Source organism: Streptomyces djakartensis, from assembly GCF_014651075.1.
GTDB classification, from domain to species: domain Bacteria; phylum Actinomycetota; class Actinomycetes; order Streptomycetales; family Streptomycetaceae; genus Streptomyces; species Streptomyces djakartensis.
Map to the genome: position 1 here is coordinate 54,087 of NZ_BMWE01000026.1, position 12,823 is coordinate 66,909.

General features: G+C 71.1%; 12 protein-coding genes and 2 riboswitches. Of the genes, 4 read left to right on the forward strand and 8 right to left on the reverse strand.

From position 1 onward, the window contains the following. Positions 1–7 precede the first annotated feature (7 nt). From IE212_RS30935 to IE212_RS30950, 4 genes are all read right to left on the reverse strand, one after another. Entirely contained in the window at positions 8–1,006 is a 999-nt protein-coding gene (locus IE212_RS30935; RefSeq protein WP_190201280.1) for an ABC transporter permease, read from the reverse strand. Between the two features lie 329 nt (positions 1,007–1,335). Continuing rightward, positions 1,336–2,136 carry an enhanced serine sensitivity protein SseB C-terminal domain-containing protein gene (locus IE212_RS30940; RefSeq protein WP_190201281.1) on the reverse strand — a complete coding sequence of 267 codons (801 nt, stop codon included), beginning with the start codon at positions 2,134–2,136 and terminating at the stop codon, positions 1,336–1,338. A gap of 324 nt (positions 2,137–2,460) precedes the next feature. Then, complete coding sequence (locus tag IE212_RS30945) at positions 2,461–3,249, reverse strand: enhanced serine sensitivity protein SseB (protein ID WP_190201282.1); 789 nt, start codon at positions 3,247–3,249, stop codon at positions 2,461–2,463. A 647-nt stretch (positions 3,250–3,896) separates the two neighbouring features. Beyond that, a complete protein-coding gene (locus tag IE212_RS30950) occupies positions 3,897–4,565 on the reverse strand; it encodes an AAA family ATPase (RefSeq protein WP_190201283.1) in 669 nt (222 codons plus the stop codon). A 182-nt stretch (positions 4,566–4,747) separates the two neighbouring features. Then, a riboswitch (glycine riboswitch) is annotated at positions 4,748–4,847 on the forward strand. After that, positions 4,848–4,955: riboswitch (glycine riboswitch) on the forward strand. Here IE212_RS30950 and gcvT point away from each other — a divergent pair. From gcvT to IE212_RS30970, 4 genes are all read left to right on the forward strand, one after another. After that, the gene (gene gcvT / locus IE212_RS30955; RefSeq protein ID WP_373301455.1) at positions 4,946–6,115 is read left to right on the forward strand and encodes a glycine cleavage system aminomethyltransferase GcvT; all 1,170 of its coding nucleotides are present in this window, start codon (positions 4,946–4,948) and stop codon (positions 6,113–6,115) included. (Overlaps the previous riboswitch by 10 nt.) Positions 6,116–6,213: 98 nt before the next feature. Further along, entirely contained in the window at positions 6,214–6,591 is a 378-nt protein-coding gene (gene gcvH / locus IE212_RS30960) for a glycine cleavage system protein GcvH (RefSeq protein ID WP_010041753.1), read from the forward strand. Positions 6,592–6,605: 14 nt separating this feature from the next. Beyond that, a complete protein-coding gene (gene glyA / locus IE212_RS30965; RefSeq protein ID WP_190201285.1) occupies positions 6,606–7,868 on the forward strand; it encodes a serine hydroxymethyltransferase in 1,263 nt (420 codons plus the stop codon). Between the two features lie 86 nt (positions 7,869–7,954). Beyond that, entirely contained in the window at positions 7,955–9,322 is a 1,368-nt protein-coding gene (locus IE212_RS30970; protein ID WP_190201286.1) for an L-serine ammonia-lyase, read from the forward strand. Positions 9,323–9,507: 185 nt separating this feature from the next. Here IE212_RS30970 and IE212_RS30975 read toward each other — a convergent pair whose 3' ends face one another. The 4 genes from IE212_RS30975 to IE212_RS30990 form a co-directional block, all read right to left on the reverse strand. Continuing rightward, complete coding sequence (locus IE212_RS30975) at positions 9,508–9,720, reverse strand: EF-hand domain-containing protein (RefSeq protein WP_190201287.1); 213 nt, start codon at positions 9,718–9,720, stop codon at positions 9,508–9,510. Positions 9,721–9,874: 154 nt separating this feature from the next. Next, the gene (locus IE212_RS30980; protein ID WP_190201288.1) at positions 9,875–11,050 is read right to left on the reverse strand and encodes a YncE family protein; all 1,176 of its coding nucleotides are present in this window, start codon (positions 11,048–11,050) and stop codon (positions 9,875–9,877) included. 113 nt (positions 11,051–11,163) lie between these two features. Next, positions 11,164–11,667 (reverse strand): ATP-binding protein, encoded by a 504-nt coding sequence (locus IE212_RS30985; RefSeq protein WP_190201289.1) that lies wholly within the window; start codon positions 11,665–11,667, stop codon positions 11,164–11,166. A gap of 279 nt (positions 11,668–11,946) precedes the next feature. Further along, positions 11,947–12,714, reverse strand: a complete 768-nt coding sequence (locus IE212_RS30990) for an enoyl-CoA hydratase/isomerase family protein (RefSeq protein WP_190201290.1) — start codon at positions 12,712–12,714, stop codon at positions 11,947–11,949. Positions 12,715–12,823 lie beyond the last annotated feature (109 nt).

Genomic DNA, 12,823 nt, shown 5'->3' on the forward strand with positions numbered 1-12,823 from the left:
CGATGGATCACTTGCTGCGAGGGTCGAGGGCGTCACGCAGCCCGTCACCCAGCAGGTTGAAGGCCAGGACGGTGATGAAGATCGCCAGTCCGGGCACGAACATGTACTGCGGATCAGCCGTGTAGAGATCCACAGCGTTGCTGAGCATGCCGCCCCAGGAGGCCTGCGGCGGAGCGATACCGACACCGAGGAAGCTCAGCGCGGCCTCGAAAAGGATGTTCGTCGGGATGATCAGCGTCGAGTAGACGAGGATCGGCGCGACGAGGTTCGGGAGCAGTTCCCGGAACAGGACGTACGGGCCACGTGCCCCGAGGCTCGTGGCGGCCTCGATGAACTCCCGCTTGCGCAGGGTCATCGTCTGGGCGCGCACGATGCGGCCGATGTACGGCCAGCTGAAGAAGCCGATCACGAAGATCAGCACGCAGATGCGCAGGGGCAGGCCGTCGAGTCCGAAGAACCCGTCCTGCACCGAGGCCGAGATGGAGATGGCGAACAGCAGCAGGGGGAAGGCGAGGAAGGTGTCCATCAGCCTGCTGATGACACTGTCGATCCAGCCGCCGTAGTAGCCGGCGACGACGCCGAGCACGGTGCCGATGCACACGGACAGCAGCGTGGCGCCGCCCGCCACCAGCAGGGAGACCCAGGAGCCGTCGATGATGCGGGCGAGCATGTCCCGGCCGTACTGCGGGTCGACACCGAGCGGGTGGTCCCAGCTCATGCCGCCCCAGCCGCCCTTGGGGGCGAGCAGCGCGGGGTCGATGAGGTCCTGGTTGAACTTGTTGGGATCGAGGCCGAAGATCCACTGGATCGGCTTGGAGAACACCGCCATCAGTACGAGCAGGACGACGACGACGCCACCCGCCATCGCCACCTTGTCCCGCTTGAAGCGCATCCAGGCGATCTGGGTGAGCGAGCGCCCTTCGATCTGGCTCTTCTTGACCCCGGAGAGCACGGCCTCGGGCTGTGCCCCGGCTTCCGCCCCCGTGGTCTCGATCGGTGCGGTCACGGTGCGATTGACCCCTCTCGGGCCGGCGATCGCCGAGCCCCTGGCTGCCGCTGTGGCGGTGTTGTCGTCTCGTACACGAGACCGATTCGGCCCGTGTCTTGCGGGGAGTCTTCAACGCTTTGGCGATCAGTTGCCAGAGTTGGCGGTGAAAGGATGCGTAAACGTGATGCTGTCTGGGGAGTTCCGTTATCCGGACAGTGGGTAGCGGGGGTCGGACACGCCGAGTCAGGTGGATATTAGGACATACCGGCGACTTTCTCCCTCATCTACGCGCGGAGAGCTGGCCGGCCGTCATGTTCGAGGAGGACCGAAGGGGGTTTCGGGGAGGGTCAGTACCGGCCTTGCACCGGCGGGTAGCCATAGCCCGACGCCGGGGCCTGGACCGGGGCGGTGGCATGGGCCTCGCGGTCGTAGAAGGGACGGGCGCCGGCGCGCAGCCACATGGCGACCGGGTCGTGCTCGTCGGACATCACGACGGTCGAGACGGGCAGTCCGTCCGGTACGGCGCCGAGGGACTGCTGCATCATCGCGCGCACGGAATCCACGGCCGACGGCGAGGTGTCGTACACATCCAGTCCGATGGCGAGGTACGGCGCCCCGAGCGCGGGCTGCACCCAGGCGCGGCGCAGCGAGCGGACGGCCGCGGTGCGGTGGGCGTTCTGTGTGAGCAGGGCGTAGAACTGCGGGGCCTCGATGGCCGGTTCGGACAGCCGCAGGGGGCCGGCCGGCTGGCGGTCCAGGCCGGTGGCGATCCGTCGCAGGTCGAGCCAGGGGATGCCGACGCCGCCGCCGGGGGCGTGCGGGTTGAGCCAGAGGCCGTAGTGGTCGGGGTAGAGGGCGCGGGCCACGTCGACTCCGTCGACCACCTCGTACGAGCGGTTCCAGCCGCTGGCGGAGAGCTCCTGGGCGGAGGTCACACAGGGCGCGTAGCCGTGCCCGTCGACCTCCATGTTCCCGTACTGGGCGTCGGGGGAGCCGGCCTGGCCGTGCCAGAGGAGCATCCAGATCTGGCCGGTGTGCGGGGTCGCGAGTGCGCGCAGGAGTGCCTCGTAGGCGTCGTAGCGCCCGGGCGTGACCTGGCGCAGCATGTGCTCGACCTGTCCGGCCGCGGCCGTGCCGCTCGCGCTCACCCTTACCGCCCCTTCGTACAACACCTCGACGGTGACCTAGTGCCGGGGCAGGCAACCTTCGCCCGTCAAGGAGCGGCGTCCGGCGCGTGCTCTCGGCGCGCCGGCCGGAAGTCCTCGTACTGGATGTACCTGGGCTTTCGGCCGGTGCGGCGAGAGTGCGTGCCGGGCGTCGCGACGGGGCGAACGTTGCCTGCCGCGGCACTAGCTTAAGCCCGCGCGAGAGGTCGGAGCCGGTGTCGTATCGCGGCCGCGGGTCGTGGGTGGTTCTCGCGCCCCGCGGCGGAGCCGCACGATGCCACCGCCCCGCGCTCCTGGGGTACCGGCCTACCGCTGGAAAAAGGGCCGGACCCGCTCCCGCATCCAGGCGCCCACCGGGTCCTCCGTCACGTCCAGCAGCACCAGGTTCACGGGCCAGGGGGCCGGGGACTTGGTCACGGCCCGGGAGAGGGCCTCCAGGGGAAGTGCGCGCAGGTCGCCTTCCCACTGGGAGAGTTCGACGCCCACGAACATCACCGGGTCGGCGGTCTCGATGGCGGCGAGGCAGCGGCGGGCGGTGAGGACGACGCCGGTCGCCTCGAACTCGGCGGAGGCGGTGCTGAGGAAGTCCACCGGGTCGTCCTGCCAGTCGGGCTCGAAGAGGCGGACCCGGCCGCCGCTCGCGGGGCCGTCCAGCGGGGTGCGGCCGGCCCGGCAGAGCTCGGCCACGGCGGGGGGCGGGAGCGGGATGCCGACCACACCGCCCGGGTTGACGGCCATCCCCGCGTGCGGGGGCAGGCCGCGGGCGAACTCCACGGCCGGGGCGATGGTGTACGACATGTGGGAGCCGACGACCTGGCGGAACTGCTCCTCGGAGCTGAACACCGGCACGAACGCCTGGCCGTCGATCTCGATGGCGGGCAGGTCGAGGGGGCCGCTCTGCGGGCCGCCGCCGTTGGGGAGCGGGATCCACACGAAGCTCCGGCCGAGCACCTCGACGATCCGCCCGCCGGCCGACGGCCCGGCGCCGAGGGATGCCGAGAGCACCTCCTCCAGCTCGTTGCCGGGCCAACCGCCGTGCGGGTGGGTCTGCGTCTGCGCCGGGAAGTCCGCGGAGAAGTCCGCCGGGAAGTCCATCTGCCTACCGCCTGCCTGGAACCACTGCTGTGGCTAAGAGGCTAACGGCTCACAGGCGCCGATCGGTCCACGCGTGCGCGAGCGCGGTGACGGCACGTCCCGCATACCCGCCGGTCCTCCCTTGGACCACGTCCCCCGGCGCTCGGCCGACCGGCGCCCGTCCCTGAACGTCAGCGCCCAGTGTCGCCGCCGAGCCAGGGCCGGGACGACCGTGCGGTCGAGGCTCAGGGGTGACGGCTGAGTGCCGGCCGTCCGGCGTGTGGGGCGATTGCCCTTGCGTACCGGCGTTGGTGCTGGCGCCGGGGGGCGCAACCCGGCGAGCGGGCTGCCGCCTTCGCGGGCTGAAGCGGGGCGCTGGGTGCAGGGGCGCGGCTCACGGGCGGTCGGCCGCGTGGCGGGTGAACCCGGCACTCTTCACCCAGCGCCCCGCCCCCGGGCAGAACGGGCCCCGCAGTCGCCCATGTCCCGGACGCCCGGCAGCCTGCCCGTGTTCCCCGGAACACCACGCCCGGCACGCGGCCGACCGCCCGTGAACCACGACGCCCCATACCCGGCGGGACTGCCGGAACAGGGGGCCCGGCACGCGGCCGGTCATGCCCCGGCCGGTCGGCGTCCCGCGCGTTCACGCGGGCGACGGCACCCGGCGGTCAGCCCGTGAAGGCGATCCGGCGCAGGGTGTTCGCCGCGTCCCGGTCGGCGAGGACGGCCGAGCCGCAGCCGGCGGGCAGTTCGCCGTGCTCCACCGAGCGCAGCAGGCGGGTGGTCGCCGCGCGGTGGCGCAGGAACGCGTAGCGCGAGACGCCGCGACCGCGGTCGCGCTGGCCGGCCAGGGCCTCCTCGGCCGTGACGTCGAGCAGCAGCAGGTGCAGGGCGGCGCCCCGGCGGCGGGCCTCCCGGGCCAGCCAGCGGCGGACCCAGGCCTGGGTGCCGCAGTCGTGCACCACGACGCCCTCGCCGGTGCGCAGGGCGCGGCGCAGCCCGGCGTAGTGGGCGAGGCGGACGAGCGGGCGGTACACCGCGTACGGCAGGAAGCCCGGCACGCGGTCCTCCCAGCGGTCGCGGGTGTCCTGGGAGTCGATGCGCCGGCCCGGCACGGTGCGCCGCATCAGCGTGGACTTGCCACTGCCCGGGAGGCCCGTGACCACGACCAGGTCGCGGGGGCCGAACAGCAGCGCGTGCGGGGATCGGCCGGCCCGGTCGCGCAGATCGCGGACGACCGGCACCGGCACCGGGCCGCAGACCGCCCGGGCCGCGGTGGCCGGTTGCTCGGGCAGCGCGACGCCCGTGGTCGTGGCGTAGGCCGTGGTCCTGTTCACCGTGATCGTCCTCCCCTGGGGCCAGGTACGGAGTCCCATCCCCGCCGAGTGTAAAGAGAAGGTAATGCCGGATGTCTCTGGTTTTAGTCCTCTTCCTGCAACAGGCCTGCTACAGGGTGATCCCCCTGCCGCCCCGCGAGGATGCGTGCAATGATGTGCGCGCCAACTGCATACCGGCCGTTTGAATCCGCGCGGGAGAGTTCCCAGCACCGCTGACGCTGGGGCGCCGAAGGAGCAAGTCCCTCCCTTGAATCTCTCAGGCCCCGTTACCGCGCGGGCGAGGCACATCTGAAAAGCGGGTCGCCGGCCACGGCGGCTCCACCCAAGGTGCAAGCCAGGGCCCGTGGGGTCATGGCGAACCTCTCAGGTTCCGATGACAGATGGGGAGGACCGCCCTCGCCCGCCATTGCCCTGGGAGACGACCGACCGTGAGCAGTACAGGAGAACTCCGTCACACCGCGCTCGATGCCCTGCATCGTTCGCTCGGCGCGACGATGACCGACTTCGCCGGCTGGGACATGCCCCTGCGCTACGGCTCCGAGCGCGACGAGCACAACGCCGTGCGCACGAAGGCCGGGCTCTTCGACCTGTCCCACATGGGCGAGATCACCGTCACGGGCCCGCAGGCCGCCGCCCTGCTCGACTTCGCGCTGGTCGGCAACATCGGCGGCGTGAAGCCGGGCCGCGCCCGCTACACCATGATCTGCCGGGCCGACGGCGGCATCCTGGACGACCTGATCGTCTACCGGCTGGCCGAGACCGAGTACATGGTGGTCGCCAACGCCTCCAACGCCCAAGTGGTCCTGGACGCACTGGTGGAACGTTCCGCCGGTTTCGAGGCCGAGGTGCGCGACGACCGGGACGCCTACGCGCTGATCGCCGTACAGGGCCCTGAGTCCCCGGGGATCCTGAAGTCCCTCACCGACGCCGACCTCGACGGCCTGAAGTACTACGCCGGTCTGCCCGGCACGGTCGCGGGTGTCCCGGCCCTGATCGCCCGGACCGGTTACACCGGCGAGGACGGCTTCGAACTGTTCGTGAAGCCGGAGCACGCGGTCGAGCTGTGGCAGGCCCTGACCAAGGCGGGCGAGGGCGCCGGGCTGGTGCCCTGCGGGCTGTCCTGCCGCGACACGCTGCGCCTGGAGGCGGGCATGCCGCTGTACGGGCACGAGCTGAGCACTTCCCTCACGCCGTTCGACGCCGGGCTCGGCCGGGTGGTGAAGTTCGAGAAGGAGGGCGACTTCGTGGGGCGCGAGGCCCTGCGGGAGGCCGCAGCCCGCGCGGAGCAGAACCCGCCCCGGGTCCTGGTCGGCCTGGTCGCCGAGGGCCGCAGGGTCCCGCGCGCCGGATACGCGGTCGTCGCCGGCGGCCGGGTGATCGGCGAGGTCACCTCCGGCGCCCCCTCCCCCACGCTCGGCAAGCCGGTCGCGATGGCCTACGTCGACGCCGCGCACGCCGCGCCCGGCACACCCGGTGTGGGCGTGGACATCCGGGGCAGTCACGAGCCGTACGAGGTCGTGGCGCTGCCCTTCTACAAGCGTCAGAAGTAGACACTGGCCACGGGCCGCCGCGGCGGCCCCGCCACCTTCATCCCGCTCAGCAGCGGTCCCTTCATCAGCACTCCCGCGCGTACAGGAGAATTCAGGCCATGAGCAACCCCCAGCAGCTGCGCTACAGCAAGGAGCACGAGTGGCTGTCGGCCGCCGAGGACGGCGTGTCGACGGTCGGCATCACGGAGCACGCGGCCAACGCGCTCGGCGACGTGGTCTTCGTCCAGCTCCCCGAGGTCGGCGACTCGGTGTCCGCGGGCGAGACCTGCGGCGAGCTGGAGTCGACCAAGTCGGTGTCCGACCTCTACTCCCCCGTCTCCGGTGAGGTCACCGAGGTGAACGAGGACGTCGTGAACGACCCGTCGCTGGTGAACTCGGCCCCCTTCGAGGGCGGCTGGCTGTTCAAGGTGCGGGTCACGGACGAGCCGGGCGACCTGCTCTCCGCCGACGAGTACACCGCGTTCTCCGCCGGCTGAGGAGGCGTAGCCGCATGTCCGTCCTGCACACACCCCTGCACGAGCTCGACCCGGCCGTGGCCGCCGCGGTCGACGCCGAGCTGCACCGTCAGCAGTCCACGCTCGAGATGATCGCCTCGGAGAACTTCGCCCCGGTCGCGGTCATGGAGGCGCAGGGCTCGGTCCTGACCAACAAGTACGCCGAGGGCTACCCGGGCCGCCGCTACTACGGCGGCTGCGAGCACGTCGACGTGGTCGAGCAGATCGCGATCGACCGCGTCAAGGAGCTGTTCGGCGCCGAGCACGCCAACGTGCAGCCGCACTCGGGCGCCCAGGCCAACGCCGCCGCGATGTTCGCGCTGCTCAAGCCGGGCGACACCATCATGGGTCTGAACCTCGCGCACGGCGGGCACCTGACCCACGGCATGAAGATCAACTTCTCGGGCAGGCTCTACGACGTCGTCGCCTACCACGTGGGCGACGACGGCCGGGTCGACATGGCCGAGGTGGAGCGGCTCGCCAAGGAGTCCAAGCCGAAGCTGATCGTGGCGGGCTGGTCGGCGTACCCGCGGCAGCTGGACTTCGCCGCGTTCCGCCGGATCGCGGACGAGGTCGGCGCGTACCTGATGGTGGACATGGCCCACTTCGCCGGTCTGGTGGCGGCGGGGCTGCACCCCAACCCGGTGCCGCACGCGCACGTGGTCACCACCACGACCCACAAGACACTGGGCGGCCCGCGCGGCGGTGTGATCCTCTCCACGGCCGAACTGGCCAAGAAGATCAACTCCGCTGTCTTCCCCGGTCAGCAGGGTGGTCCGCTGGAGCACGTGATCGCCGCCAAGGCGGTCGCCTTCAAGGTCGCCGCCTCGGAGGACTTCAAGGAGCGCCAGCGCCGTACGCTGGACGGTGCCCGCATCCTGGCCGAGCGTCTGGTGAAGGACGACGTCCGGGCCGTGGGCGTGGACGTCCTGTCCGGCGGCACGGACGTGCACCTGGTCCTGGTCGACCTGCGCCACTCGGAGCTGGACGGCCAGCAGGCCGAGGACCGCCTCCACGAGGTGGGCATCACGGTCAACCGCAACGCCGTCCCGAACGACCCGCGTCCGCCGATGGTGACGTCCGGTCTGCGGATCGGCACGCCGGCCCTGGCCACCCGCGGCTTCGGGGCCGAGGACTTCGCGGAGGTCGCGGACGTCATCGCCGAGGCGCTGAAGCCGTCGTACGACGTGCAGGCACTGAAGGCCCGGGTGAAGGCCCTGGCCGACAGGCACCCGCTGTACCCGGGCCTGAACAAGTAACGAAGAAACGCCCTTTCAGGGGCGTCCCGCCCCGCGTGGGCGGGACGCCCTGCCCCCTCGCACCACCCCGTAGTCAGGAGTTCCCCGTGGCCATCTCGGTCTTCGACCTGTTCTCGATCGGCATCGGCCCGTCCAGCTCCCACACGGTCGGCCCCATGCGGGCGGCCGGGTTGTTCGTCCGGCGGCTGCGCAACGAGGAGCTGCTGGAGTCGGTCGCCTCGGTGCGCGCCGAGCTGTACGGCTCGCTCGGCGCCACGGGGCACGGCCACGGCACCCCCAAGGCGGTGCTGCTCGGCCTGGAGGGCGACTCGCCGCGCACGGTGGACGTGGAGAGCGCCGACGAGCGGGTGGAGGCGATCAAGGCCGACGGCCGCCTGCGGCTGCTGGGCGAGCACGAGATCGCGTTCTCGTTCGACGACGACATGGTCCTGCACCGCCGCAAGGCCCTGCCGTACCACGCGAACGGCATGACCCTGTGGGCCTACGACGCCTCGGGCGCGGAACTGCTGACGAAGACGTACTACTCGGTCGGCGGCGGCTTCGTCGTCGACGAGGACGCGGTCGGCGCGGACCGCATCAAGCTCGACGACACCGTGCTGAAGTACCCCTTCCGCACGGGCGACGAGCTGCTGCGCCTGACCGAGGAGACCGGTCTGTCCATCTCCGCGCTGATGCTGGAGAACGAGCGGGCCTGGCGGACCGAGGAGGAGATCCGCGAGGGCCTGCTGGAGATCTGGCGCGTGATGGAGGCGTGCGTGGCGCGCGGCATGTCCCGGGAGGGCATCCTGCCGGGCGGTCTGAAGGTGCGCCGCCGGGCCGCGAACACCGCGCGCAAGCTGCGCTCCGAGGGCGACCCGCAGGCCCTGGCCATGGAGTGGATCACTCTGTACGCGATGGCGGTGAACGAGGAGAACGCGGCCGGCGGCCGGGTCGTCACCGCTCCGACGAACGGCGCGGCCGGCATCATCCCGGCGGTCCTGCACTACTACATGAACTTCGTGCCCGGCGCCGACGAGGAGGGCGTGGTCCGCTTCCTGCTCGCCGCGGGCGCGATCGGCATGCTGTTCAAGGAGAACGCCTCCATCTCCGGCGCCGAGGTCGGCTGCCAGGGCGAGGTCGGCTCCGCCTGCTCGATGGCGGCGGGCGCGCTGGCCGAGGTCCTCGGCGGCTCACCCGAACAGGTCGAGAACGCCGCGGAGATCGGCATGGAACACAACCTCGGCCTGACCTGCGACCCGGTCGGCGGCCTGGTCCAGATCCCGTGCATCGAGCGCAACGGCATGGCAGCGGTGAAGGCCGTCACGGCCGCGCGCATGGCGATGCGCGGCGACGGCTCCCACAAGGTGTCCCTGGACAAGGTCATCAAGACGATGAAGGACACCGGCGCGGACATGTCGGTCAAGTACAAGGAGACGGCCCGGGGCGGGCTGGCGGTGAACATCATCGAGTGCTGAGGTGTGGGCCCTGGACAGCGTGTTCCTGCCCTTCAGCCTGTCGGGGGCCGTCCGGACGGCACACCTGGTCGCCGAGGCACCCGCCTGGCATCAGCGGAACGTGCGGCCAAGCCCGTGAACAGGGGCCTGCGTCGGGTCCGGCCCGTCCGAGGACGGACCGGACCCCGCACCGGGTGCAGCCCGCGTCACTTGTTCAGGTAGGCCCAGAACTCGTCGAAGCTCAGCTGCTTGTCGCCGTCGAGGTCGCGGGTCTTGATGACGACCTCGGCGACCGACTCGGTGACGTTCCAGTCACCCGACTGTGCCAGGGCGGTCTTGAACTCGGCAGCGGTGATGTAGCCGTCACCGTCCGTATCGATCCGCTCGAACTGCTTGCGTGCTTCCTCGATGTCCGCCACCGATCCGCCCCTACTCTCGTGTTCTGCGCCGTGCTGACGCGTCGTGCTGACGCAGGTCAGATTAGCTGCCCGCGCGTGCCTCAAGCGCGGCGGCCACCCGGGTGAACTCCTCCCGGTACGCGCCGGCTCCGGCACCACCCCGGCGGCGACACCGTCACCGGAAGATGCCCGTGTGACCCAGCGAGTAGCGGCCGGGCTGCGGGTAGACCGCGAGGCCGTGCGGTCCGCTGCCGACGGGGACGCGGGCGAGCTGCCTTCCGGTGCGGGTGTCGATGGCGTACACCTCGGCGTCGTAGCGGCCGGACAGCCACAGCACCTTGCCGTCGGCGGAGACGCCGCCCATGTCGGGGCTGCCGCCGTCGGGCAGCCGCCACTTCCCGGTCAGCTTCCCCCGGGTGAAGTCGAAGACGGAGACGGTGCCCTCGCCGCGGTTGGACACGTACATCTCGCGGGAGTCCCGGCTGACGTACAGGCCGTGGCAGCCCTTGCCGGTGGGCATCAGGGTGGGCTCGGTGAACCTGTCGCCGTCCAGGACCCACATGCCGTGGGCCATCATGTCGGCGATGTAGAACTTCCTGCCGTCGGGCGAGATCTTCACGTCCTGCGGCATGGCACCGTCGAACGGCAGCCGCTGCTGCCCGACGACCTCCATCTTCTCGGTGTCGACCTTGAGCAGTTCGCCGCTGAACTCGCAGGAGACGATGAAGTAGCGGCCGTCGAGGGAGAAGTCGGCGTGGTTGACGCCGTAGCAGGAGACCGGGACGGTCTTCCTGACCTCCATGGTGTGCGGGTCGCGGAAGACCAGTTCGCGGTCGAGGGAGGCCATGACGACGGCGTACCTGCCGTTGGGCGTGAAGTAGAGGTTGTACGGGTCGTGGACCTCGACGTCCTTGCCCGCCTTGCCGGTCCTCGGGTCGATCGGGGTGAGGGTGTGGCCGCGGTTGTTGTTGACCCACAGCGTCTTCAGGTCCCAGGACGGCACGACGTGCTGGGGCTGCCGGCCCACGGGGATCGTCTCGATGATCTCGTACGTCTTCGGGTCGATGACCGAGACGGTGTCGGACTCGGTGTTGGGCACGTACACCCGCGAGGGGAAGTCCTTGACCACGGGCGACAGCTTGTTCGGACGATCGGCCGCGTACACGTCCTCGGGGTCGAGGACGGGCGGCATGCCCGGCAGCCCGTCGACACGCTTCTTCTCGGGCGCGGGCACGGCGGCCTCGGTGCCGCGTGCCTCGGAGGTCCGGTCCCCGCCCTCGGTGCCACAGGCGGCGAGTACGGCGAGGGCGGCGCCCACGACAAGGGCGCTCTTGACAAGGTGGCTGTGCATTCCACCATTTAAGGCGCGCCTTACCGGGAAACCGGCGATTCACCCGGCCGGTGGCCGAGTGGCCCGCCGCGGACCGTGCCTCCCGGTCGAGCGCCGACCACCGGGGGCAGGCGTCAGCGGTCGGGGACCCGCATCTCGAACCACGTGGTCTTCCCCCTGGGCAGCAGATCGACGCCCCAGCGGTCGGCCAGCTTGTCGACGAGGAACAGGCCCCGTCCGCTGATGTCCATCTCCTGGACCGGCATCAGACACGGCAGCCCCCGTGAGGGGTCACGGACCTCGACGCGGATCCAGCCGCGACGCCGGCGCAGGCGCAGGCCGAAGACCCGGGCACCGGTGTGGCGTACGGCGTTGCCGACCAGCTCGGAGACGAGTAACACCGCCTCCTCCGTGGTCTTGGGGTTGAGCCCCCACTGGCGCAGTACCACGACCTGGGTCAGCCGTCTGGCGGTGGCCGCGGACTCGGGGCGGGACGGCAGCGGGACCTCTGCCTCCGTGGGGTTGCCGTACAACTCCAGGGCCTTCAGCGCGCGTTCGTCCTCGACGGTCGGTGACCAGCGCTCCGCGGCCGCATGTGCGTGTCCCCGCGGCTGTTCCATACCCTCCAGCCCCGCCATGCCCCCCATCATGGCCGCCCGGAACAGCCTCGGGAGGCGTTCCCGGGGAATGTGCCACCCGGAACGGACCGCCGCCCGGCGATCCGCCGGCATATGCCAGCGACAGTCCGGCACCCTCCGCGTCCTGTCTGACCTGCGGCGACGGCCCGTGTCACGGAATCCGGCGAAATGGCTCCGTCCGGCACGCTTAAGGCTGCCTTAAGGCTGCCATAAACCGCCCCAACGGGGGACGGGGACCGGATCAGACGCCGCGTCAATCGCGGTTCCCCGAGGGAGCGTTCAGAGGAATTTCGCCTTGCCCGGTCCCTCCTCCACGAAGCTGCGCATTCCCCGCTCGCGGTCCTCGGTGGCGAACAGGCCCGCGAACCAGTTGCGTTCGATCGTCAGGCCCGTGTCGAGGTCGGTCTCCAGACCCGCGTCGATCGAATCCTTCGCGGCGCGCAGCGCGAGCGCCGGGCCCTGCGCCAGCTTCGCGGCCCAGGCGTGCGCCTGCGTGTACACCTCCTCGGCGGGGACGACCCGGTCGACCAGGCCGATCTCCCTGGCCTCGTCAGCCTTCACCATCCGGCCGGTGAAGATCAGGTCCTTGGCCTTGGAGGGGCCGACCAGCCGGGCCAGGCGCTGGGTGCCGCCCGCGCCGGGAATCAGGCCGAGCAGGATCTCCGGCTGGCCGAGCCTGGCGTTCTCACCGGCGATCCGGTAGTCGGCGCACAGCGCGAGTTCGCAGCCGCCGCCGAGCGCGTAGCCCGTGACGGCGGCGACGACCGGCTTGGGGATCCGGGCCACCGCCGTGAACGAGTCCTGCAGGGCGCGGGCGCGCAGGACCATCGCGGTGTGGTCCATCGCCTGCATCTCCTTGATGTCCGCGCCGGCCGCGAACACCTTCTCGCCGCCGTAGACCACCACGGCCCGCACGTCGTCGCGCCCCGCGGCCTCCTCGGCGAGTTCCTTCAGCCGGTCCTGCGTGGCGATGTCCAGCGCGTTCATGGGCGGGCGGTCCAGGCGGAGCGTTCCGACGCCTTCAGCGACTTCGAGAGTGACGGTCATAGGGAGCAGGTTAACGGGGGCTAACGGCTGTCGGACCGGTGCAGTGGGTCACATCCGGCCGGGGGTCTGGCGGTTGCCCCCCAGGCGAACAGCACGGGGGCTGACGGGC